The sequence below is a fragment of the Agromyces sp. P2_B3 genome (assembly GCF_056404815.1).
This window is the reverse complement of record NZ_JBFUDH010000006.1, coordinates 110,635-131,161: the sequence shown is the minus strand read 5'-3', so window position 1 is coordinate 131,161 and position 20,527 is coordinate 110,635. Positions and strand designations below refer to the sequence as shown.

The window sequence follows — 20,527 nt, the reverse complement described above, 5'->3', positions numbered from 1 at the left end:
CGCACGATGTCCGACCCCCAGCACCGCACCTCCCCCCACCGCGGGGTCCGCCGCGTCTCGCGCCGTGCGACGGCCGTCGTCGCCGGCACCCTTGGCGCCGCGCTCGCGCTGACCGGGTGCACCCCGCCCGCGACCGAGGCGCCCGCCGACCCCGACTACGAGCTCACCACGCAGACCGATGCCCCGTCGGGCGACATCGACTCGTTCTCCTGGGTGAGCTACGCCGAGCCGTACTCGCTCGACTACGCCTACGCGTTCGACTACTCCGACAACCAGGTGCTCGCCAACGTGTGCGAATCGCTCCTGCGCCTGAACCCCGACTACACGCTCACCCCGGCGCTCGCCGAGTCGTTCGCGCATCCCACCCCGACGACGTGGGTCTACACGATCCGCGACGGCGTGACCTTCCACGACGGCACGCCGCTCACGGCCGCCGACGTCGTCGCGTCGATGAGCCGCCACCTCGACCCGGCGGTCGGCTCCTCGTGGTACTCGGTGTACCAGAACGTCACCTCGATCGAGCAGACCGGCGACCGCGAGGTCACCGTGACCGAGGCATCCGCCGACTCGCAGTTCAATCTCGCGATGGGCGGCTCCGCCGGTGTCATCGAGTCGGCGGCCACGCTTGCCGACGCGGGCGCCGACTACGGCAACTCGACCGGAGGCGTGAACTGCACCGGCCCCTTCAGCCTGACCGAGTGGAAGGCGGGGGAGCGCATCACGCTCACCCGCTACGACGACTACTGGGACGAGTCGCTGCGCGCCAAGTCCGGCGAGGTGCAGTTCCTCTTCATGAACGACGCCAACGCCCGCGTGAACGCGCTGGCCTCAGGCGAGGTCGACGGCGGCTGGATGGTGCCGCTCGAGGCGGTGCCGCAGCTCGAGAACTCGAGCGTCGGCGACATGATGTTCGGCATGAGCACGGCCGTGTCGAGCCTCATCGTGTCCAACCTCGACGGGCCGCTCGGCGACGTGAACGTGCGGAAGGCGCTGCTCATGGCGCTCGACCGCGAGGGCATCGTCTCGGCCGCGGCCAAGGGCTACGGCGAGGTCACGGATGCGCTCACGACGGAGTCGGTCTGGGTCGGAGCCAGCGACGCGGGCCTCGACGCCGCCTTCGACGACCTCGAGGAGTACCCGTACGACCTCGCGGCGGCGAAGCAGCTCGTCGAGGACGCGGGCGCAGTCGGCGAGGAGATCGTGTTCGCCACCGCGCCGATCAGCAGCGACTTCAACGTGATCGCGCAGGCGACGGCGGCCGCCGCCGAGTCGATCGGCCTCAAGGCCACCATCGAGACGGTGACCCCGAGCGCCTACACCGCGCTGTTCTCCGACCCGAGCGCCCGCGAGGGCATCGACCTCTTCTACACGTCCTGGTACCTCTCGAGCCCCGACCCGCTGGAGATGTACAGCGTGCTGCGAACGGGCGAGTTCAGCAACTACGGCGGATGGTCCGACCCCGAGTTCGACCAGGTCGTGAACGACGCGATCGCGATCGACGACCCCGCCGCCCGCTCGGAGAAGACCGCCGAGGCCCAGCGCATCGCCAACGAGGAGCTGCCGTGGCTGCCGCTCTACACCGGTCCGATGCCGCTGTTCCTGGGGGAGCGCATCACCGGCGTCGCCCCGTCGATCGCGTTCCTCTACTACCCCTGGGCGGCGACCATTGGCGCCCGCTAGCGGCATCCGTCGGCATCGCGCCCCAGCCGGCGGAGCGGCGGTCGTCCCGTGACCGCCGCCCGGCGGGTGGCCGGCAAGCTCGGCGGCCTGCTCCTCACGCTGTTCCTGGCGTCGCTCCTGGTCTTCTTCTCGCGGTTCCTGGTGCCCGGCGATCCCGTCACCTTCCTGCTGCGCGGACGCAAGCCGTCGCCCGAGGCGATCGCGCAGGTCACCGCGCAGTACGGGCTCGACCTGCCGCCGTGGCAGCAGTACCTGCAGTGGCTCGCCGGCGTGCTGCACGGCGATCTCGGGCGGTCGCTGCAGTACCGGCAGGACGTGACCGCCGTGATCGGCGAGCGCCTGCCCGTGACGCTCGGCCTCGTGGTCATGGCCGGGCTGATGATCGCCGTGGTCGGCCTGGTCGGCGGCATCGTCGCCGCCCTCAATCGGGGTCGCATCCTCGATCGCGGCGTGCTCATCGGGCTGACCGTACTCGGCGCCATCCCCTCGTTCGTCGGGTCGATCGTGCTCATCGCCGTGTTCGCGGTGCAGCTCGGCTGGTTCCCGTCGTTCGGCTCGGGCGACGGCGGATTCCTCGACACGGTGTACCACCTGGTGCTGCCGTCCATCGCCTTGGCCGTGGTGTTCGTCGTGCTCGTGGGCAAGGTGACCCGATCGTCGATGGTCGACCAGCTCGGCCGGGAGCACGTCGAGGTCGCCACGAGCCGCGGACTCGGCCGCGCCACCGTGGTGCGGCGGCACGTGTTCCGCAACGCGATCGGGCCGATCCTCACGGTCAGCGGCGTGCTCGTCGCCGGCCTCATCGTCGCGAGCTCGATCGTCGAGGCCGCCTTCGGCCTCGCGGGCATCGGCTCGCTGCTCGTGCAGTCCGTCGACCGTCTCGACTTCCCGGTCGTGCAGGCCATCGTGCTGCTCGTCGTGTTCGCCTTCGTTGTGGTGAACGCGATCATCGACATCCTCGAACCCTGGGTCGACCCCCGATCCGCCGCAGGAGCTGGTGCCAGATGACCACCCCCACCCTCGCGCTCGAGGTGCTGCGCGCTCCGCGTGCCCGCCCTGCGAACACGGCCTACGTCATCAGCCTCGTCGTCCTCGGCGTGCTGACCTTCGCGGCGATCTTCGCGCCGTGGGTCGCGCCCTACGATCCCGACCAGGTCGACCTCGCCGCGGTGTACGCGAGCCCGTCGTCGGCCCACTGGCTCGGCACCGACGCGCTCGGCCGCGACATCCTGAGCCGCATGATGTACGGCGCCCGCACCGCCCTGCTCGCACCCCTGATCGTGGTGATCTCCTCGACCGTCATCGGCATCCTCCTGGGGCTCCTGGCGGGCTGGCGCGGCGGCTGGGTCGACTCGGTCCTCGGTCGAATCTTCGACGTGGTGTTCGCCTTCCCGTCGCTGCTGATCGCGATCATGGCGGTCGCGCTCTTCGGCAAGGGGCTCGTCGCCCCGGTGATCGCGATGAGCATCGCGTACGCACCGTTCGTCGCCCGCCTCACCCGCTCGCTCGTGGCCTCCGAGCGCAGCCGCCCCTACGTCTCGGCCTACCGGGTGCAGGGCTTCTCGGGCGGCTGGATCGCGACCCGTCGCGTGCTGCCCAACGTGACCCCGATCGTCGGCGCCCAGTCGACGCTGAACTTCGGGTACGTGCTCGCAGAGTTGGCCGCCCTGTCGTTCCTCGGCCTCGGCGTGCAGGCGCCCACCGCCGACTGGGGCGCCATGATCAACGAGGCCCAGGCGGGGCTCCTCGGCGGCCACTTCCTGCCGGCGATCGTGCCGGCGGTGGCCGTCGTCATCGCCGTCGTCGCCGTGAACGTGATCGGCGAGGAGCTCTCCGACCGCATCGGAGGAGGAACCCCAGCATGACGCTGCTCGACATCTCGGACTACACGCTCGACCTGCCGGGCGGCGCCCGCCTGCTCGACGGGGTCTCCCTGCGCGTCGCGGAGGGGGAGACGGTCGGCCTCGTCGGCGAATCCGGCTCGGGCAAGTCGCTCACCGCCCGTTCGGTGATCGGCCTGCAGCCCCGCGGCGCGAGGACAGCCGGCTCGGTGCGGCTCGACGACCGCGAGGTCCTGGGCGCCCCGACCGGGGAGTTGCTCGCCCTGCGCCGGTCGAACGCCGGCATGGTCTTCCAGGACCCGCGCGCGGGCATCAACCCGATGCGCACCATCGGCGACCACCTCACCGAGACGCTCCGGCTGGTCGACGGCCGGTCGCGTGCCGACGCCGACGCGCGGGCGATCGAGCTGCTGCGCGCCGTGCGGCTGCCGCGCCCCGAGGACCACCTGCGCCAGTACCCGCACGAACTGTCGGGCGGCATGCTGCAGCGGGTCATGATCGCGGGTGCGCTCACGAGCTCGCCGCGGCTGCTCATCTGCGACGAGCCGACCACCGCCCTCGACGTCACCACGCAGGCCGAGATCATCGGCGTGCTCGGCGAGCAACGTGCGTCAAGGGGCATGGGCATGCTCTTCATCACCCATGACCTGAACCTCGCGGCATCCATCTGCGACCGCGTCTACGTGATGAGCGCCGGCCGGGTCGTGGAGCACGGCGACGCCCGCCAGGTGTTCCTCCGGCCGCAGGCGCCGTACACGCGGCGGCTGGTGGCGGCGACGCCGACGATCGCGGTCGTCGAGGCTCCCGCCGTTGCGGTGTCGGATGCCGCCGGGCCGGCGCTCGTGACGTCGGTTCCGGATGCCGCCGGGCAGGCCCTCGTCGCCGACCCCATGCTCGACGTCCGAGCCGTCTCGAAGACCTACCGCGCGCACGGCACGGCCGGGGTGCGCGCCGTCGTGGACGCGTCGATGGCGATCCCGCGCGGCGGTGCGCTCGCCGTGGTGGGGGAGTCGGGATCGGGCAAGTCCACGCTCGCGCGCATGATCGTCGGGCTCGAGTCGGTCGACGAGGGGGAGATCGTCGTGGCGGGCGCCGTCCGCACCGCCATGCCGCGCCGCCGTTCGGATCGCCTCGCGCACTCCCGGTCGGTGCAGATGGTCTTCCAGGACCCGTACCTGTCGCTCGACCCGCGCATCCCGGCCGGACGCGCGATCGAGGACGCGCTGCGGCTGCACGCCGCGCTCACCACGAGCGACGCGCGCACCCGGGTCCTCGACCTGCTCGAGCAAGTGGGCCTCGACGCCACGCACGCCACCGCCCGCCCTCGGACCCTCTCGGGCGGTCAGCGGCAGCGCGTGGCGATCGCCCGGGCGCTCGCGATCGAGCCCGACGTGCTCGTGATGGACGAGGCGACGAGCGCGCTCGACGTCTCCGTGCAGGCGCAGGTGCTCGACCTCGTGGCGGCGATCCGCCGGGAGCGCGGGCTCACGGTGCTGTTCATCAGCCACGACCTCGCCGTGGTGCGCCGGGTCTGCGAGCAGACGGTGGTGATGCGCGCCGGCGAGATCGTGGAGCGCGGCGACACGGCCGCGCTGCTGGCCGCGCCGCGGCATCCGTACACCCGGCTCCTGCTGGACTCGGTGCCGAGGCCCGGCTGGGACCTCGACGGGCTCGCGTCCGACGCCGGAGCGCCTCGCGCGGCCCCCGAGCGGGCGGCGGGGGTCACCGCATGACGGCAGCCGCCGGCCGGACGCTCACTCCCAGTTGTCCACGGGGGTCGTCTCGTCGAGCGGGTCGCCCTCGCTCGCGCTGGTGACCTTGGTGCCGTCCTGGGCCGCCTGACGGTCGGCCTCCGACGAGTCGACGCGCGCGTCGTCGACGTCGGGGTCGAGCGGTCGCGGGTCGCGGTCGGCGTCGAACGGCTCCTCCAGCGGGTCCACGAAGTCGGTCATGTCGGTCCTCTCCTCTCGTCGGTCTCCGCGGTTCACTCGGGGATGCCCCGGATGCCGCGGATCTCCCCGATCTCCTCGGGGTCGAGCTCCACGTCGCCCGCGTCGTCGGGGCCGCCGGTGCCCGGCACCGCCCGGATCCGCGACGTGTCGATGTCGTCGTCGATCCCCTCGGGGAGGGGATCGGCCTGCTTGGCCGCAGTCTCCGCCTCGCTGCCTGGGCTGTAGCTCACGTCCTTGCGCGTCTGCTCGGGATCGTTCAGCGGCGCGGCCGCCCCGCCCCCGGCCTCGGGATTCGGACGCGCACCCGACTCGTCTGGCGTGCTCATGCCGGCGAGCCTAGGTCGCGCACGGCCGGGTCGTCAGGCCCTTGACACGGGGACGCGGCGAGTGTCGGAGGGTGCTCGCTATGGTGGGAACCACCACCACGATCAGGGGGACCATCACCATGCAACGAATCATGACGTCCACCGCGCTGGTCTTCGCCGGCGCGCTGCTGCTCGCCGGATGTGCGGCCGGCGGGAGCGGAGCCTCGTCGAGCGCCGACGAGTGCGACACGGTGAAGTCCGACGTCCGCGACATCTCGAACGGCGCGCAGAACACGCTCGCTGCGGGCGGCGACCCCGCCGAGATCCAGTCCGCGCTCGAGGACTACAGCGACCGCGTCGACCAGCTCGGCGAAGACACGTCCGACGCCGTGAGCGATGAGCTCGAGAAGCTCGCCGGGGCGCTCGACGACGCGGCCGAGTTCGCCGCGACGCTGCCCTCCGATCCCGATGCCGAGGTCGACTCCGACGCGGTCGCCGAGCACCAGACCGCGATCCAGGACGCGGCGTCGGGCGTCAACGACGCCTGCAGCGCCGACTAGCGAGGCACCGGCACGAGCGCGGGGCGCGGCATCCGATCAGCGGATGCCGCGCCCGTCGTCGTCCGTCCGGCAGGCTCGATTCCCCTGAACCGGCGAAGCGCAACCCCCGTCCGCGTCGAAGCGACGGTCCTTAGGCTGCACCCATGCAACGAATCACCAGTTCCGCGGCACTCGTCTTCGCGAGTGCACTGCTCCTCTCCGGCTGCGCCGCCGGCGGTGGCGGCGAGGGCGCCGGTTCGAGCGTCGACGCCTGCACCGCCGTCGAGTCCGAGGTCCGCGACATCTCGAACGGTGCGCAGAACGCGCTCGGCGCCGGCGGCGACCCGAGCGAGACGCAGGCGACGCTCGAGGGCTACAGCGAGCGCGTCATGGCGATCGACCGCACCGGCGGCGACGACACCCAGCTCTCCGATGCGCTCGACGAGCTCGACGCGAGCATCCAGGACGCCGCGGAGTTCGCGGGCACCCTGCCGAGCGATCCCGACGCGGAGGTCGACGCCGACGCGGTCGCCGAGCACCAGACGGCGATCCAGGATGCGGCGGACGCCGTCGGCGAAACCTGCACCGACGACTGAGCCGCCCGCGATCAGCGGATGCCGCGCGCCGGCGTCAGGACGCCGCCTTCTTCTTGGCCGCCGGCGCCTTCTTCTTCGCGCCGTCGGCCGATGACGTCGCGGCCTTCGAGCGGCTCGAGCCGGCCTTGGACGTGTCCGATGCCTTCGCGCCGGCGGAGGACGACTTCGACGCGCCCGAACCCGGCGCGGCCTTGCCGCCGCCACCGCTGCCCTTCGCGCCGCCGCCCTTCGCGGCATCCGGCCCGCCGCGCTTGGACGCGATCGACTGGCGCAGGGCCTCCATGAGGTCGATGACCTCGCCGCCCTCCTCCTCGGGCTCCTCGCCGAACGTCGCGGCCGTGTCGACGGCGTCGCCCTGCTCGAGCTTCGCGGCGATGAGCGTGCGCAGCTCGGCCTGGTACTCGTCGACGAACTCGTCGGGTTCGAAGTCGGACACGAGGCTCTCGACGAGCTGCTTCGACAGGTCGAGCTCCTTGTCGGAGATCTTCACGGGCTCGTCGAGCGACGGGAACTTCGCCTCGCGCACCTCGTCGCTCCAGAGCAGCGTCTGCACCATGAGCACGTCGCCGTGGACGCGCAGCGCCGCGAGGCGGGTCTTCTGGCGCAGTGCCATGCGCACGATCGCCGTCTTGTCGGTCGACTCGAGCGTGCGGCGCAGCAGCACGTAGGCCTTGTTCGACGCCGAGTCGGGCTCGAGGTAGTAGCTCTTGTCGAACATGATCGGGTCCACCTGCTCGGTGGGCACGAACTCGACGACCTCGATCTCCCGGCTGCGCTCGGCTGGCAGCGACTTCAGGTCCTCATCGGTGATGATCACCGTGCGCTCGCCGTCGTCGTAGGCCTTGTCGATGTTCTTGTACTCGACGACCTTGCCGTCGATCTCGCACACGCGTTGATACCGGATGCGCCCGCCGTCGGCGTCGTGCACCTGATGCAGTGACACGTCGTGATCCTCGGTGGCGCTGTACAGCTTGACGGGCACATTGACCAGGCCGAATGTGACCGCCCCTTTCCAGACGGCTCGCATCACACCAGTAGACACCCGAGCGGATGTCGCGCGGTAGCCCTTGCGGCATTCAGCCGTGGCATCCGCCGCCCGCGAGATGACGCGAATCGACCCTCGCTCCGCGCGCGAAGGTCGATTCGCGTCACTTCGCGGGCGGACCGGGCAAGATGGGGAGCATGGCCGAGGGCACCCGCCAGCTCGTGGAGGTCGACGGCCGGAGACTCCGGCTGACGAACCTCGACAAGGTCATGTATCCCGAGACCGGCATGACCAAGGGCGAGGTGATCTCCTACTACGCGGAGATCGCCCCGGTCATGGTGCCGTTCGTGATCGGCAGGCCGGTGACGCGCAAGCGGTGGGTGCAGGGCGTCGGCACCACGGATGCACCGGGGCAGGTGTTCTTCGAGAAGAACCTCGCCGAGCACGCGCCCGACTGGATGCGCCGCGGCGTCATCGAGCACTCCGACGGTCCGAAGACCTACCCGATCGTCGATCACCGCGCCGCACTCGTGTGGCTGGCGCAGCAGGCGTCGCTCGAGATCCACGTGCCGCAGTGGCGGTTCGCGCCCGACGGCTCGCGCGGCAATCCCGACCGCATGGTGTTCGACCTCGATCCGGGGCCCGGCATGGGGTTGCTCGAGTGCGCCGAGGTCGCCCGGCTCGTGCGCGCGATCCTCGACGGCATGGGTCTCGAGGCGTTCCCGGTGACGAGTGGCAGCAAGGGCATCCACCTGTATGCGGCCCTCGACGGCTCGCAGACGTCGCAGCAGGTGTCGGATGTCGCGCACGAGCTCGCGAGGGCGCTCGAGGCCGACCACCCCGACCTCATCGTGTCGAGCATGCGCAAGACGCTCCGCGAGGGTCGGGTGCTCATCGACTGGAGCCAGAACAACCAGAACAAGACCACGATCGCGCCGTACTCGCTTCGCGGCCGCCCCACGCCGACGGTCGCGGCGCCGCGCACGTGGGACGAGCTCGACGACCCGGGCCTCCGTCAGCTCGACGCGCACGAGGTGCTGGCCCGGGTGGCCGAGGGCATCGATCCGATCGCGCCGCTGGCTGCGGCCGGCACCGGTCCGGGACCGCTGGCCGAGTACCTCTCGATGCGGAAGACCGGCGTGACCCCCGAGCCGATGCCCTCGTCGAGCTGGGGGCAGCCGTCGACGGGCGATCCGCGGTTCGTCATCCAGGAGCACCACGCGCGCCGCCTGCACTACGACCTGCGGCTCGAGCGCGACGGCGTGCTGAAGAGCTGGGCGGTCCCCAAGGGCATTCCCGACGACGCGGGCGTGAACCACCTGGCCGTGCAGACCGAGGACCACCCGATGGAGTACGCGACCTTCGAGGGCACCATTCCCGCGGGGGAGTACGGCGCGGGTTCCATGACCATCTGGGACACCGGCACGTACGAGACCGAGAAGTGGCGCGACGACGAGGTGATCGTCGACCTCGACGGCCGTCCCGGCGGACCGCTCGGCGGCCGGGTGCGGCTGGCGCTCATCCGCACCGAGGGCTCGGGCGAGAAGAGCAACTGGCTCGCGCATCGGATGAAGGACCAGCGGCCGGGGCACTGGAGCCCGTCGTCCAAGGCGCGCCACGCGAGCGACACGTCCTCCGAGACGGTGACGGATGCCGCGGGCGCGGCGGAGGCGACCGAGCCGCCGGATCCCGCCGACCCAGCCGAGCCTGCAGGGGACCCGCCGGCGCCCGCCGAGCTCACGGCGGACCCGCTCGCGCCCGCCGAGCCCCACGAGTCCGACGACGGCCCGCACGAGGTCGAGCCGATCCTCGTTCGCCCGATGCTCGCGACGTCGGGCACCCTCGGGCAGGTGGCGCACGGCGACTGGGCGCTCGAGTGGAAGTGGGACGGCATCCGGGTGCTGGCCCGCGCCGACGGCGGCGGCATCCGCCTGCTGAGCCGACGCGGCAACGACGTCACCGCGACGTATCCCGAGCTGGCCGGGCTGCCGCGGGTGCTGCGTGGCGACGCCCTCGTCGACGGCGAGATCGTCGCCCTCGACGACCACGGCCGGCCCAGCTTCGAGCGCATCCAGCAGCGCATGAACCTCGCCCGTCCGCGGGAGATCGAACGCGTGATGGCGGCCGTGCCCGTGCGGCTCCTGCTCTTCGATGTGCTCGAGATCGCCGGCTCCTCCGTCACCGAGCTGCCGTACCACCGTCGACGGGAGCTCCTCGAACGCCTCGTCCGCCCGCGCCGGGGCGTGCCGGTCGAGCTGCCCGCCGCGGCATCCGGAACCCCTGAGGAGGCGTTCGCCGAGAGCCGGCGACTCGGCCTCGAGGGGCTCGTCGCCAAGCGCACCGAGTCGACCTACCAGCCGGGCGTGCGCAGCGAGGCGTGGCTGAAGCTGAAGCTCACGCGCACCCAGGAGGTGGTGATCGGCGGCTACCGCAAGGGCAGCGGCACTCGCCTCGGCCGCATCAGGTCGCTGCTGGTCGGCATCCCGGGCGAGCACGGCCTCGAGTACGCCGGTCGGGTGGGCAGCGGATTCCGCGAGGTCGAGCTCGACCGGCTGCTGGCGCGGCTCGACGGGCTGGCACAGTCGACGCCGCCCTTCGTGGCGGTGCCGCCCCTGGACGCGGCCGACGCGGTCTGGGTGCGACCCGAGGTGGTCGGCGAGATCGAGTTCGGCGAGTGGACCAGCACGGGCGTGGCGCGGCATCCGCGGTGGCGTGGACTGCGACCCGACAAGTCGCCCGAGGAAGTCGTTCGGGAAGCGTGATCCGTGACCCCCGTTCGGGGTACGCTTCGACCGTGGGCACTCTCTACTACGGCCAGTCGGCGGCTCCCATCGGCATCGAGGACCGCGCGCTCGCGCACCTCAAGGTCGCGATCACGACCAAGCTCCGCCGTGGCGAGAGCCTCACCCTGTCGTGGATCCACCCCGACGGCCAGGCCGGCGGGCGAAGCACGATCTGGGTCAATCCCACGATCCCCATGCGGTTCGTCTTCGACGAGCCCGAGGCGCCCGACCTCAGCCGCGACTGGGTCGAGGAGCTGATGCGGTCGGCCAACAGCACCGGCGGCATCACGCTCGTCGAGGAGCACATCGACGCGGCAGCGCCTGAACCGGTCACGCAGCCGTTCGCCGCCGCCTGACCGTCACGCGTCATCGACGAGCAGTGCGAGGAGCGCGGTCTCGCGCGCGCCGCGCAGGCTGACGATGCGGCCGTGCTCGTAGGCGTCGAGCACGCGCGGGTCGACGTAGCTCGCCTTCGCGATCGTCGGCGTGTTCCCGAGCACCTCGCTCGCGTGCACGATTGCCTCCCGGATGGCCCGGCCTCGCGCGCGCGCGGTGCCCTCCACGCCGAGCTGCGCGAGCCGGTCGGCCGCCTCGATCGTGCCGCGCAGGGTGCGGAAGTCCTTCGCGGTGAAGTCGCCGCCGGTGCGTGCACGGATGTCGTCGTTGACGTCGGTCGCGATCGCCGCACGCATGCGCCGCCCGTCGGTCCACGCGTAGAGGCGCGACGCCGGCGACCGCTGGGAGTTGTGCTCCACGAACGTCGCGAGCGCGGCGTCGTGCACACGCAGGTTCTGCGTGATGCCGCCCTTGGCCCGGAACCGGAACCGCACGGTCTCGGGCGGGTCGAGGGCGGCGTTGCGCACGAGCAGCGTCGTGAGCCCGCGGTTGCGGAAGCCGGCGAGCGACTCCTCCGAGCCGATCCGGATCGCGCCGAGGTCGAGCGTGCGGAACGCCGCGGCCAGCACCCGCTCCCGCGGCAGGGCGTCCAACGCGAGATCGCGGAGTGCGGAGCGTCGGGCATCGGGCAGCACCCCGGCCAGGGCGGTCATCCGCAGGAACTTCTCCTGGTCCTGCTGCTCGCGCCACACGGGATGGTAGAGGTACTGCCGCCGCCCGGCGGCATCCACTCCCACCGCGAGGATGTGCGCGTTCTGCGCCTCCGCGATCCACACGTCCTTCCATGCCGGCGGGATGGCGAGGTCGGCGATGCGAGCACGTTCGGCACGACCCGCCACCCCTCCGTCGCTGTGCACGTAGGCGAACCCACGGCCGCGCCTCACCCGGGCGAATCCCGGCGAGACGTAGGGCGTCACCCGTTTGAGGCGCGGCATCCGAGGCTCAGTGGTTGCGCAGTGCCGAGATGAGTTCGGCCTTGCGCTTGCTGCTGTACCCCGTGAGGCCGATCTCCTTCGCCCGCTTCTTCAGCTCCTCGACGGTCCAGTCGTCGTAGTCGCCGCTCTTGCCGCCCTTTCGTCCGACGGCGCTGCGTCCCTGGTTTGCTGCCGCGTTCGAGATGCGGGCGGCCTTCTCCTTCGAGGCGCCGTCGTCGCGGAGCTTCTCGTAGAGCTCCGGGTCATTCAGCGACGCGTTCCTGCGTCCGGGCATGGTTCCCTCTCCTTCCTCTGCGGCTTCAGAGCCCTCGGCCGCCGGTGACCGGCAGTACGGCTCCCGAGACGTACGACGCGTCGTCCGACGCGAGGTACACGTAGGCGCCCGCCAGCTCCGCCGGCTGGCCGGCCCGGCCGAGCGGAGTGTCCCGCCCGAAGCCGGCGAGCTTGTCGGGCCAGCCCGTCGACGGGATCAGCGGCGTCCAGATCGGGCCGGGGGCCACCGCGTTCACCCGGATGCCGCGTGGCCCGAGCTCTTCCGCGAGCGCTGTCGTGAACGCCACGAGCGCGGCCTTCGTCATGGCGTAGTCGACGAGGGCGCTCGACGGATCGAAGCCTTGGATGGACGTGGTGGTGATGATGCTCGATCCGGCGTCCATGAGCGGCACGGCAGCCCTGGCCAGGAACACCGGCGCGAACAGGTTGACGCGCATGACGGCCTCGAAGTCATCGGTCGGGATCTCATCGATGCCGCTGCGGTTCCGCTGGTGCGCGGCGTTCAGCACGAGCAGGTCCAGGCCGCCGAACGCCTGTTCGGTGTGATCGACGAGGTCGATGCAGTGCTGCTCGCTGCGCAGATCGCCGGGCAGGAGCAGCGGAGCGCCGCCGGCGTCGGCGATCCACTCGCCGGTCTCGTCGGCATCGCGCTGCTCGCCCGGCAGGTAGGAGATGGCGACGCGGGCGCCCTCGCGCGCGAACGCGATCGCGACGGCACGACCGATGCCCGAGTCGCCGCCCGTGATGAGGGCACGCCGCCCGACCAGGCGACCACTGCCCCGGTAGCTCTGCTCGCCGTGGTCGGGAAGCGGCGCCATCGCCTCGGTCAGGCCGGGCGGCTCCTGTTCCTGCCGGGGGAACGGGTCGGTGGTGTGCTTCGTGGTGGGATCGATGAGCTGCTCATCGAGCATGGTGATTCGCCCCCTTCGACCGCAGTCACGCTACGCGCGGCGTTCGCGCGAGTCAGGGGGTTGACAGGCATTCGGATGCCGCGAAGCCCGGGTTTCCGGGCTTTCCGCCCGTGATTAGCACTCGGCGCGAAGGGCGGTCAACCCCTGTGCACCGCGCCCGCGGCCGTCCTATCTTCATGGCATGGACGTACCCGCGTCCCGAGGTGCCGCCGGGAACGGCGTCACCGAATCCGCACCCGTCGATCACGGGGGCGGGTCACACGAAGGAGAGATCATGAACATCCTCGTCGCCATCCTCGCCGTCATCGCGATCATCCTGCTCATCACGGGCGGCGTCGTGCCCACGCTGAACTTCCTGCTGTGGGTCGGAATCGTGCTGCTGGTCATCGCGGCCATCGTGTTCCTCGTGCGCTACCTCAGCGGTCGTCGCACGGTCTGATCCATCGCGAGACCTCACAACGCAGCGGGCGGCCCTCGGGCCGCCCGCTCTGTTTGTTCCGATGAGTGCCGGAACCGCCGCCGAGACGTATGCTGAGGCGGTGGGAACCCTGTACTACGGCGACTCCGGCACCCCGATCGGCATCGAGGACCGGGCACTCGCGCACCTGAAGATCGCCATCACGACGAAGCTGCGCCGAGGCGAGAGCTTCACCCTGTCGTGGCAGCACGCCGAAGACCAGCCGCGTGGCCGCAGCACGCTCTGGCTGCACCCGTCGATCCCGCTGCGCTTCGTCTTCGACGAGCCCGTCGCACCCGAGCTGAGTCGCAGTTGGATCGAAGAGCTGATGCGGTCGGCGAACAGCACCGGCGGCATCCGCCTGGTTCCCGAGCAGCTCGACACCGATCCGATCACTTCCGTGCCGGGTCAGCCGGTGCAGGTCGGCGTCGATGTGCAGCAGGTCGACGTCGACAGCGAGACGCAGCCCGCGTAGTCGAGCGAGCTCGGCCGCGGCGGAGCGCCGGAGGAGGAGCACAGATGGGCAACGCTCAGGACGCCGCGGCTCGCGCGGAGATCGAACGCTGGTGGCCGCACCTCTCGATCGAGGCGAAGCATCGGCTGCTGGCCCGGTTGGAGGCGGATCTCGACGCCGAGACCGTCGCGGAGATCATGTCGCTCACCGGCGGCACGGCACCCGATCGGTTGACACTCGCGGAGCGGCAGTTCGTGATCACCCAGATCGAGGCCGTCGACTGACGCACGACGAGACGCAGCCCGTGCAGGGCTGCGTCCCGTCATCCGTTCGTCGTCGCGTCAGATGACGCCGCTGCCCGAGCGGTCCGTCCGCTCGCCCTCGTGCACCTCGCCGCGCCAGGCGCCGGTCTCGGCGCCGCGACGCTCGATGAACTCCTTGAAGCGCTTGAGGTCGCTCTTGACCTGCAGGTCGTCGAGTTGCAGTGCCGCACCGGTCTGCTCGACGAAGCCCTCCGGCTCCCACTCGATCTCGAGGTCGATGCGGGTGCGGTCGGCGTCGAGCTCCGTGAAGCTCACGCTTCCGCGATGCAGCACCTCCTCGTTCACGCTGCGCCAGGCTACGTGCCGGTCGGGCACCTGGTCGACGATCTCGGCGTCGAACTCGCGCTTCACGCCGCCGATCGACACGACCCAGTGGGTCATCGTCGAGCTCAGCTGGGTGACGCGGTCGACGCCGCCGAGGAACCCGGGGAACGACTCGAACTGGGTCCACTGGTCGTACGCCACGCGAACTGGAACGTCCACCTCGGTCGACGCGGTCAGGGTCGTGCTCATGATGCGGTCCTCCGTTCCGGGCACGGTGATGCGCCCCGAACCACGCTAGGAAGGCACGCGTTCGGTCACGAGGGGCTTGCCGCTTCCGCGGGCTCCTGCTACCCGGTCGGGGAGGTGCTCGGGCGGGTCAGTCCGCGTCGATCGGCTCGTCCTCGGCGGGCTCGGGCACGAACTGGAGGCCCGAGGTGCTGTTCGCCGAGAGCAGCAGCTGCTCGATCCACAGCTTGTTGAGCTTGGGGGTGCGGTTGCCGCTGAAGACGAACTGCAGGGGAATGGACTCGTGCAGCCAGATCGTCGTGCGGCCGCTGCCGTTCTCGACGCCGTGCTCCCACGTCATCGAGAAGCTCTCGGAACGCCGCAGCTTGTTGAGGATTGCGACGCGCAGGTGGGCCAGGGTGCGGTCGTCGATGTCGATCTCGCGCGCTGACGAGTTGTAGATGAACTTGCCCATGCCGAGACTCTAGTCGCCGCCCGAGCCCCGTCGATACGCGGCGTGGCCGGCCGACCGGGGATGGAGGCGCGGTGGCGTCAACCCCCTGCCACGGGCGAGGGCCGCCGCGTAGGAACGAGGGCATGAAAGCGCTCACCTGGCATGCCACCAAGGACGTCCGGGTCGTCGACGTTCCCGACGCGACCATCCTCGATCCCACCGACGCGGTCGTGCGAGTGACCTCGACCGCGATCTGCGGCTCCGACCTGCACCTCTACGACCTGTTCGGGCCGTTCCTGCACCGCGGGGACATCCTCGGGCACGAGACGATGGGCGTCGTCGAGGCGGTCGGCGCGGAGGTGCGCCGGGTGGCCGTCGGCGACCGGGTGGTCGTGCCGTTCGTGATCTCGTGCGGGCACTGCTTCATGTGCGCCCGAGGCCTGACGACGCAGTGCGAGACGACCCAGAACCGGGACCAGGGGACCGGCGCCGAGCTCTACGGCTACACCGAGCTGTACGGGTCGGTGGCGGGCGGGCAGGCGGAGTACCTGCGGGTGCGGCGGGCAGATGCCAACGCGCAGGTGGTCGGACGCGACCTGCCGGATGAGCGCTACCTCTTCCTCAGTGACATCCTGCCCACGGCATGGCAGGGGTTCCGCTACGCGGAGGTGGTGCCAGGCAGCACCCTCACGGTGCTCGGCCTCGGTCCGGTCGGGCAGCTCGTGGCGCGGATCGCACGCCACCACGACGTCACCGTGCACGCCGTCGACCCGGTGCCGGAGCGGCGGCTCATGGCCGAGCGCCACGGCGCGATCGTGCACGACCTCGACGACGACGTGGCATCCGTCATCCGCGATGCGACCGAGGGCCGCGGGCCCGACGGCGTGGTGGACGCCGTCGGCCTGGAGGCGCACGGCAACCCGGCCACCGCCTTCGCCCAGGCCGCGGTCGGGGTGCTGCCCGACGGCCTGGCGAAGCCCCTCATGATGAACGCGGGGCTCGACCGCCTCGCCGCGATCGACCTCGCCATCGACCTCGTGCGGCGCGGTGGCACCGTGTCGGTGAGCGGGGTGTACGCGGGCTCGCTCGACCCGATGCCGCTCATGACGATCTTCGACAAGCAGCTCACGATGCGGTTCGGCCAGTGCAACGTGCATCACTGGCTTCCCGAGCTGCTGCCGCTCGCCGAGGATCCGGCGGACCCGTTGGGACTCGAGGACCTCGCCACGCACCGCGTGCCCCTCGAGCAGGCGCCCGAGATGTACGAGAAGTTCCGCGACAAGGAGGACGGCTGCATCAAAGTCATCCTGAAGCCCTGATCGAGCCTCATTTCTTGGAGAAGCGCTTCTGTCAAGCCCCTGACGAGAAGCGCTTCTCGATACCTACCGTGACGGTGAACCGGCCACCAGCCGGTGCCCGAAACGGAGGCTCACCATGCATCGTGCTCGAATCGGATTGGCGCTCGCTGCCGCGACCGCCCTGGCGCTCAGCGGGTGCGCGGTGGGGACGGGCGGCGCGGCCTCCGACGACGCGACCTACGACCCCGATGCGGAGCTCAGCGGCGACCTCTCGGTCATGGGCTTCTCCGGCGTCGACGAGGTCGCCACCTCCCGCGTCGACTACGCCAAGGGCGAGCTCGGCGACGTGAAGGTGAAGCTCATCGAGGGCGACCTCGACATCCAGCAGTTCCTCTCGGCCGTGGCATCCGGTGAACCGCCCGAGCTGCTCTACGCCGACCGCGACCAGGTCGGCTCGCTCGCGGCCCGCGGCGCCATCATCCCGCTCGACCGCTGCATCGACGGCGAGGGCATCGAGATGGACCAGTTCCGCGAGTCCGCCGTCGACCAGGTCACGCTAGACGGCAAGGTCTACGGCATCCCCGAGTTCAACCAGGTGCAGGTCACCATGGCGAACGCCAACCTCCTGTCGGCCGCCGGGCTCACGATCGACGACGTGAACGGCTCCGACCGCGAGGCGATGACCGCGGCGAACAAGGCCCTCACGAAGTCCGACGGCGGCTCGCTCAGCGTCATCGGCGTGGACTCCAAGCTGCCCGAGTTCCTGCCCCTCTGGGTCGCCGCCGCCGGCGGGTCCCTGCTCTCCGAGGACGGCAAGACGGCGAGCCTCGACTCGCAGGAGGCGATCGACTCGCTCACCTGGGCGGTCGGCATCTACGACGACCAGGGCGGCTTCAGCGCCGTGAAGGCGTTCCGCGACTCCGCCGACTTCTTCGGTGAGGGCAACCAGTTCGCCACGAACGTGCTCGGCGCCATGCCGATGGAGCAGTGGTACATCAACGTGCTGAACGAGGTGTCGCCGGACGCCCCGATGGCGTTCGACACCGTGCGCACGACGTCGGGCGACCCCATCGCCTTCGCCGGCGGTTCGGCGTGGGCCATCCCGTCCGGCACGAAGAACGCCGCGGCGGCGTGCCGCTGGGCCAAGGCCATGACCTCGGTGGACGCATGGAAGGCCGCCGCCGAGGCTCGCATCAGCGCTCGTGAGGCGGAGGGCAAGCCGTTCACCGGCATCCTGACCGGCAACACCACCGCCGACGAGCAGATCCGCGAGATGGTGACGTCGGGCGGGGAGCCGTGGGACTCGGGCATCGAGGCCATGTACGAGGCGAACGACAACACGGTGTCGCTGCCGGCCAACCCGGCCGACGCCGAGTTCGAGCAGGCGATGCAGGACGCGGTGAACAGCGTGCTGAACGGCCAGGCCACCCCCGAGGAGGCGCTCGGCAAGGCGCAGGAGATCGCGCAGAAGGCCCTCGACGAGGGCTGGAAGAAGCTCGAGGACGGCGGCGGAAAGTGACCATCGCACCGGCCCGCCCGGGCAGCCGAGTGCAGGAGCACTCCGCCGCCCCGGGCGAGCGCGAGCGGGGTCGCCGTCGGGCCCGCCGGCGCAACGTCCTGTCGGCGCTGCTCTTCCTCAGCCCATGGATGATCGGGTTCGTCGTCTTCACGGCGTGGCCGATGATCTACAGCGGCTACCTGTCGCTCACCGACTACGACGTGATCAACGACCCGCACTTCGTCGGGTTCGACAACTACGTCGAGATGGGGTCCGACCCGAAGATCCTGCTGGCGCTCGGCAACACGGTGTTCTTCACGATGTTGCAGGTGCCGCTCTACGTCATCGTGTCGCTCACGCTCGCGCTGCTGCTCGATCGCGCGGGACGGGCGTCGGGATTCTTCCGCACGGTGTTCTTCCTCCCGAAGATGACCCCTCCCGTGGCGGTCGGCGTGCTCTTCCTGCTGCTGTTCAACGGCCAGAACGGGCTCCTGAACACGGTGCTCGGATGGTTCGGCATCAACGGGCCGGCATGGACCACGGACCCCGCGTGGGTGAAGCCGGGCTTGATCCTGATGTCGCTGTGGACCGTCGGTGCGTCCATCATCATCCTGCTGGCAGCCCTGCGGAACGTGCCGACCGAGCTCTACGAGTCGGCGAAGCTCGACGGCGCCGGCTTCTGGCGCACGTCGTTCAGCATCACGCTGCCGATGATCAGCCCGGCGCTGTTCTTCGTCATCATCGTGAACACCATTGCGGCCCTGCAGACGTTCGACGAGGCGTATACGGCATTCTTCGGCGCCGGCAACACGACGTACAGCAATGACGCCGCGCTCTTCTACTCGATCTACCTGTTCCAGCAGGCGTTCGAGTTCCTGAACATGGGCTACGCGTCGGCGATGGCGTGGGGGCTCTTCGTCGTCATCATGATCGTGACGGCGATCCAGCTGATCGTGTCCCGCCGATTCGTCTACTACGAGGGGGACCGATGACCGGCGTCGATGTCGACCTGCCCGTCGGCGGTGCCGCCGCTCCCGCCCCCAGGCGCGATGCTGCGGTCGCCGCCGCCGCGACCACCGTGCCGCCGACGGATGCCACTGCGCTGCGTGGCGGCGGACGACGCCCGCGCACGCGCGCGAGTCGCGTCTTCGCGTGGATCGCGCTCACGCTGCTCGGCGTGATCTTCGTCTACCCGTTCGTGTGGCTCGTCAGCGCGTCGTTCAAGCCGCGCACCGAGGTCTTCGACAACAAGCTCATCCCCGACACGTTCACGTTCGACAACTACGTGACGGTCTGGCAGCAGGCGCCGCTCGGGCTGTGGCTGATGAACACGGTCATCGTCACGGTGCTGGCCGCGGTGACGGTGACGTTCTCGAGCGCCATGGTCGCGTGGGGGTTCGCCTACTTCCGGTTCCGCGGGCGAGGTGCGCTGTTCGCCCTGGTGCTCGCGACGATGATGCTACCCGGCGCGGTCACGATGATCCCGACGTTCCTGATCTGGAACGGGCTGGGCCAAGTGGGGACGCTGACCCCGCTGTGGGCCGGCAACCTCTTCGGCAGCGCGTTCTACATCTTCCTGCTGCGACAGTTCTTCCTCGGGCTGCCGCGCGACCTCTTCGAGGCGGCACGCATCGACGGGGCATCCCAGTTCGGGGTGTTCTGGCGCATCGCCCTGCCGCTCTGCAAGCCGGCGCTCGCCGTCGTGCTCGTGTTCGAGGTGCAGGCCGTGTGGACCGACCTCATGCGCGCGCTCATCTACCTGCGGGACTCGGCGACGTTCACCGTGCCGCGCGGGCTCAAGTCGCTCGTCGACGCCTTCGGGTTCGGCGGCGAGTGGCACTGGGAGATCATCGTCACGGCGAGCGTCATCACCACCATCCCGATGATCATCGTGTTCTTCATCGCGCAGCGGCAGATCATCGACGGCGTCGCGTCGTCGGGGCTGAAGGGCTGAAGGGCTGAAGGGCTGAAGCGGGCGGACGGCTGCGGGCTCGAAGGGCCGGGGCCGCCCGTCCGCGATCAGCGCGCGTCGCGCTCGGGGTCGAGCGGGTCGTCGGTGAGGCGACGCGGTCTGCGCGGATCGAGTGGGTCGATGTGGCGTTGCAGCTCGTCGAGGTCGGTGATGCCCGTGTCGTCGCGGTACCTCGAGGGTGGCAGGTCGCGGAGGCGGCGCTGGATGTCGGCGTCGACTTCGGGGGAGTGCGATGACGGGCTCGCGGGCTCGGCGTCGTCGGGCTGCCGGGCGTCGGGCGCGTCCGGCCGGGTCGTCGGTTCGGTGTCCCGACCGATCGACTGTTCCATGGTGTCGCTCCTTCCGTGCGAGCGGATGCTTCGGGGCGTCCGCTCCTCGGGACGCTA

General features: G+C 70.6%; 24 protein-coding genes. 15 read left to right on the top strand and 9 right to left on the bottom strand.

Annotated features, from left to right (window positions below; all coding sequences use genetic code 11):
- Positions 1-6: 6 nt before the first annotated feature.
- Genes AC1DZA_RS11270 through AC1DZA_RS11255 form a run of 4 tightly spaced genes read left to right on the top strand, consistent with a single transcriptional unit; the run spans position 7 to position 5,254 of the window.
- Positions 7-1,680: an ABC transporter substrate-binding protein gene (locus tag AC1DZA_RS11270; RefSeq protein ID WP_476772813.1), complete on the top strand. Its 1,674-nt coding sequence runs from the start codon at positions 7-9 to the stop codon at positions 1,678-1,680.
- A gap of 48 nt (positions 1,681-1,728) precedes the next feature.
- Entirely contained in the window at positions 1,729-2,688 is a 960-nt protein-coding gene (locus AC1DZA_RS11265; protein ID WP_476760939.1) for an ABC transporter permease, read from the top strand.
- Positions 2,685-3,545, top strand: coding sequence for an ABC transporter permease (locus AC1DZA_RS11260; RefSeq protein WP_476772812.1), 861 nt, complete (start codon positions 2,685-2,687; stop codon positions 3,543-3,545). The genes AC1DZA_RS11265 and AC1DZA_RS11260 overlap by 4 nt, the downstream gene beginning before the upstream one ends.
- Positions 3,542-5,254, top strand: coding sequence for a dipeptide ABC transporter ATP-binding protein (locus AC1DZA_RS11255; protein WP_476772811.1), 1,713 nt, complete (start codon positions 3,542-3,544; stop codon positions 5,252-5,254). The genes AC1DZA_RS11260 and AC1DZA_RS11255 overlap by 4 nt, the downstream gene beginning before the upstream one ends.
- A gap of 21 nt (positions 5,255-5,275) precedes the next feature.
- Here the strand turns inward: AC1DZA_RS11255 and AC1DZA_RS11250 are convergent, their stop codons facing one another.
- Positions 5,276-5,473 (bottom strand): hypothetical protein, encoded by a 198-nt coding sequence (locus AC1DZA_RS11250; RefSeq protein ID WP_476760936.1) that lies wholly within the window; start codon positions 5,471-5,473, stop codon positions 5,276-5,278.
- 32 nt (positions 5,474-5,505) lie between these two features.
- The gene (locus AC1DZA_RS11245) at positions 5,506-5,799 is read right to left on the bottom strand and encodes a hypothetical protein (RefSeq protein ID WP_476772810.1); all 294 of its coding nucleotides are present in this window, start codon (positions 5,797-5,799) and stop codon (positions 5,506-5,508) included.
- Positions 5,800-5,930: 131 nt separating this feature from the next.
- Here AC1DZA_RS11245 and AC1DZA_RS11240 point away from each other — a divergent pair, with 131 nt between their 5' ends.
- On the top strand, positions 5,931-6,338 hold the full coding sequence (locus AC1DZA_RS11240; RefSeq protein ID WP_476772809.1) for a hypothetical protein: 408 nt from the start codon (positions 5,931-5,933) through the stop codon (positions 6,336-6,338).
- A 143-nt stretch (positions 6,339-6,481) separates the two neighbouring features.
- Positions 6,482-6,913 carry a hypothetical protein gene (locus AC1DZA_RS11235; protein WP_476772808.1) on the top strand — a complete coding sequence of 144 codons (432 nt, stop codon included), beginning with the start codon at positions 6,482-6,484 and terminating at the stop codon, positions 6,911-6,913.
- Between the two features lie 34 nt (positions 6,914-6,947).
- Here AC1DZA_RS11235 and ku read toward each other — a convergent pair whose 3' ends face one another.
- Positions 6,948-7,940 carry a non-homologous end joining protein Ku gene (gene ku, locus AC1DZA_RS11230; protein WP_476772807.1) on the bottom strand — a complete coding sequence of 331 codons (993 nt, stop codon included), beginning with the start codon at positions 7,938-7,940 and terminating at the stop codon, positions 6,948-6,950.
- Between the two features lie 155 nt (positions 7,941-8,095).
- Between ku and AC1DZA_RS11225 the strand changes: the two genes are divergently transcribed.
- Together AC1DZA_RS11225 and AC1DZA_RS11220 are read left to right on the top strand one after the other, a co-directional pair.
- On the top strand, positions 8,096-10,660 hold the full coding sequence (locus AC1DZA_RS11225) for an ATP-dependent DNA ligase (RefSeq protein WP_476772806.1): 2,565 nt from the start codon (positions 8,096-8,098) through the stop codon (positions 10,658-10,660).
- Positions 10,661-10,692: 32 nt separating this feature from the next.
- On the top strand, positions 10,693-11,037 hold the full coding sequence (locus tag AC1DZA_RS11220; RefSeq protein WP_476761244.1) for a DUF7882 family protein: 345 nt from the start codon (positions 10,693-10,695) through the stop codon (positions 11,035-11,037).
- A gap of 3 nt (positions 11,038-11,040) precedes the next feature.
- On the opposite strand, the gene AC1DZA_RS11215 is transcribed toward AC1DZA_RS11220, so the two are convergent.
- The 3 genes from AC1DZA_RS11215 to AC1DZA_RS11205 are packed head-to-tail and all read right to left on the bottom strand — an operon-like array spanning position 11,041 to position 13,196.
- Positions 11,041-12,012, bottom strand: a complete 972-nt coding sequence (locus AC1DZA_RS11215) for a DNA topoisomerase IB (protein ID WP_476761245.1) — start codon at positions 12,010-12,012, stop codon at positions 11,041-11,043.
- A gap of 7 nt (positions 12,013-12,019) precedes the next feature.
- Entirely contained in the window at positions 12,020-12,286 is a 267-nt protein-coding gene (locus AC1DZA_RS11210) for a DUF7218 family protein (RefSeq protein ID WP_476772805.1), read from the bottom strand.
- A gap of 25 nt (positions 12,287-12,311) precedes the next feature.
- On the bottom strand, positions 12,312-13,196 hold the full coding sequence (locus tag AC1DZA_RS11205) for an SDR family oxidoreductase (protein ID WP_476761247.1): 885 nt from the start codon (positions 13,194-13,196) through the stop codon (positions 12,312-12,314).
- Between the two features lie 274 nt (positions 13,197-13,470).
- On the opposite strand from AC1DZA_RS11205, the gene AC1DZA_RS11200 reads away from it, so the two are divergent.
- The 3 genes from AC1DZA_RS11200 (at position 13,471) to AC1DZA_RS11190 (ending at position 14,391) form a co-directional block, all read left to right on the top strand.
- Positions 13,471-13,635 (top strand): DUF2207 domain-containing protein, encoded by a 165-nt coding sequence (locus AC1DZA_RS11200; RefSeq protein ID WP_162529547.1) that lies wholly within the window; start codon positions 13,471-13,473, stop codon positions 13,633-13,635.
- 100 nt (positions 13,636-13,735) lie between these two features.
- The gene (locus AC1DZA_RS11195; protein ID WP_309975016.1) at positions 13,736-14,128 is read left to right on the top strand and encodes a DUF7882 family protein; all 393 of its coding nucleotides are present in this window, start codon (positions 13,736-13,738) and stop codon (positions 14,126-14,128) included.
- Positions 14,129-14,172: 44 nt separating this feature from the next.
- A complete protein-coding gene (locus AC1DZA_RS11190) occupies positions 14,173-14,391 on the top strand; it encodes a hypothetical protein (RefSeq protein WP_476761248.1) in 219 nt (72 codons plus the stop codon).
- 57 nt (positions 14,392-14,448) lie between these two features.
- Here AC1DZA_RS11190 and AC1DZA_RS11185 read toward each other — a convergent pair whose 3' ends face one another.
- Entirely contained in the window at positions 14,449-14,943 is a 495-nt protein-coding gene (locus AC1DZA_RS11185) for an SRPBCC family protein (RefSeq protein WP_476772804.1), read from the bottom strand.
- Between the two features lie 127 nt (positions 14,944-15,070).
- Complete coding sequence (locus AC1DZA_RS11180; RefSeq protein WP_159600946.1) at positions 15,071-15,394, bottom strand: DUF7882 family protein; 324 nt, start codon at positions 15,392-15,394, stop codon at positions 15,071-15,073.
- A gap of 122 nt (positions 15,395-15,516) precedes the next feature.
- Between AC1DZA_RS11180 and AC1DZA_RS11175 the strand changes: the two genes are divergently transcribed.
- The 4 genes from AC1DZA_RS11175 to AC1DZA_RS11160 all read left to right on the top strand — a co-directional run bounded on the left by AC1DZA_RS11175 (position 15,517) and on the right by AC1DZA_RS11160 (position 20,123).
- A complete protein-coding gene (locus AC1DZA_RS11175) occupies positions 15,517-16,692 on the top strand; it encodes an alcohol dehydrogenase catalytic domain-containing protein (RefSeq protein ID WP_476772803.1) in 1,176 nt (391 codons plus the stop codon).
- 115 nt (positions 16,693-16,807) lie between these two features.
- A complete protein-coding gene (locus AC1DZA_RS11170; protein WP_476772802.1) occupies positions 16,808-18,190 on the top strand; it encodes an extracellular solute-binding protein in 1,383 nt (460 codons plus the stop codon).
- Positions 18,187-19,161: a carbohydrate ABC transporter permease gene (locus AC1DZA_RS11165; RefSeq protein ID WP_476772801.1), complete on the top strand. Its 975-nt coding sequence runs from the start codon at positions 18,187-18,189 to the stop codon at positions 19,159-19,161. The genes AC1DZA_RS11170 and AC1DZA_RS11165 overlap by 4 nt, the downstream gene beginning before the upstream one ends.
- Positions 19,158-20,123 (top strand): carbohydrate ABC transporter permease, encoded by a 966-nt coding sequence (locus tag AC1DZA_RS11160; protein ID WP_476761253.1) that lies wholly within the window; start codon positions 19,158-19,160, stop codon positions 20,121-20,123. Before AC1DZA_RS11165 ends, AC1DZA_RS11160 begins: the two co-directional genes overlap by 4 nt.
- A 65-nt stretch (positions 20,124-20,188) precedes the next feature.
- On the opposite strand, the gene AC1DZA_RS11155 is transcribed toward AC1DZA_RS11160, so the two are convergent.
- Positions 20,189-20,470 carry a hypothetical protein gene (locus tag AC1DZA_RS11155; RefSeq protein WP_476772800.1) on the bottom strand — a complete coding sequence of 94 codons (282 nt, stop codon included), beginning with the start codon at positions 20,468-20,470 and terminating at the stop codon, positions 20,189-20,191.
- Positions 20,471-20,527 lie beyond the last annotated feature (57 nt).

What these genes read in the sequence shown, in the direction of transcription:
- AC1DZA_RS11270 (WP_476772813.1), top strand. Translation starts at nt 7, where the DNA reads ATGTCCGACCCCCAGCACCGCACCTCCCCCCACCGCGGGGTCCGCCGC.
- AC1DZA_RS11260 (WP_476772812.1), top strand. Translation starts at nt 2,685, where the DNA reads ATGACCACCCCCACCCTCGCGCTCGAGGTGCTGCGCGCTCCGCGTGCC.
- AC1DZA_RS11255 (WP_476772811.1), top strand. Translation starts at nt 3,542, where the DNA reads ATGACGCTGCTCGACATCTCGGACTACACGCTCGACCTGCCGGGCGGC.
- AC1DZA_RS11250 (WP_476760936.1), bottom strand. Translation starts at nt 5,473, where the DNA reads ATGACCGACTTCGTGGACCCGCTGGAGGAGCCGTTCGACGCCGACCGC.
- AC1DZA_RS11245 (WP_476772810.1), bottom strand. Translation starts at nt 5,799, where the DNA reads ATGAGCACGCCAGACGAGTCGGGTGCGCGTCCGAATCCCGAGGCCGGG.
- AC1DZA_RS11240 (WP_476772809.1), top strand. Translation starts at nt 5,931, where the DNA reads ATGACGTCCACCGCGCTGGTCTTCGCCGGCGCGCTGCTGCTCGCCGGA.
- AC1DZA_RS11235 (WP_476772808.1), top strand. Translation starts at nt 6,482, where the DNA reads ATGCAACGAATCACCAGTTCCGCGGCACTCGTCTTCGCGAGTGCACTG.
- ku (WP_476772807.1), bottom strand. Translation starts at nt 7,940, where the DNA reads ATGCGAGCCGTCTGGAAAGGGGCGGTCACATTCGGCCTGGTCAATGTG.
- AC1DZA_RS11225 (WP_476772806.1), top strand. Translation starts at nt 8,096, where the DNA reads ATGGCCGAGGGCACCCGCCAGCTCGTGGAGGTCGACGGCCGGAGACTC.
- AC1DZA_RS11215 (WP_476761245.1), bottom strand. Translation starts at nt 12,012, where the DNA reads ATGCCGCGCCTCAAACGGGTGACGCCCTACGTCTCGCCGGGATTCGCC.
- AC1DZA_RS11210 (WP_476772805.1), bottom strand. Translation starts at nt 12,286, where the DNA reads ATGCCCGGACGCAGGAACGCGTCGCTGAATGACCCGGAGCTCTACGAG.
- AC1DZA_RS11205 (WP_476761247.1), bottom strand. Translation starts at nt 13,196, where the DNA reads ATGCTCGATGAGCAGCTCATCGATCCCACCACGAAGCACACCACCGAC.
- AC1DZA_RS11200 (WP_162529547.1), top strand. Translation starts at nt 13,471, where the DNA reads ATGAACATCCTCGTCGCCATCCTCGCCGTCATCGCGATCATCCTGCTC.
- AC1DZA_RS11190 (WP_476761248.1), top strand. Translation starts at nt 14,173, where the DNA reads ATGGGCAACGCTCAGGACGCCGCGGCTCGCGCGGAGATCGAACGCTGG.
- AC1DZA_RS11185 (WP_476772804.1), bottom strand. Translation starts at nt 14,943, where the DNA reads ATGAGCACGACCCTGACCGCGTCGACCGAGGTGGACGTTCCAGTTCGC.
- AC1DZA_RS11180 (WP_159600946.1), bottom strand. Translation starts at nt 15,394, where the DNA reads ATGGGCAAGTTCATCTACAACTCGTCAGCGCGCGAGATCGACATCGAC.
- AC1DZA_RS11175 (WP_476772803.1), top strand. Translation starts at nt 15,517, where the DNA reads ATGAAAGCGCTCACCTGGCATGCCACCAAGGACGTCCGGGTCGTCGAC.
- AC1DZA_RS11170 (WP_476772802.1), top strand. Translation starts at nt 16,808, where the DNA reads ATGCATCGTGCTCGAATCGGATTGGCGCTCGCTGCCGCGACCGCCCTG.
- AC1DZA_RS11160 (WP_476761253.1), top strand. Translation starts at nt 19,158, where the DNA reads ATGACCGGCGTCGATGTCGACCTGCCCGTCGGCGGTGCCGCCGCTCCC.
- AC1DZA_RS11155 (WP_476772800.1), bottom strand. Translation starts at nt 20,470, where the DNA reads ATGGAACAGTCGATCGGTCGGGACACCGAACCGACGACCCGGCCGGAC.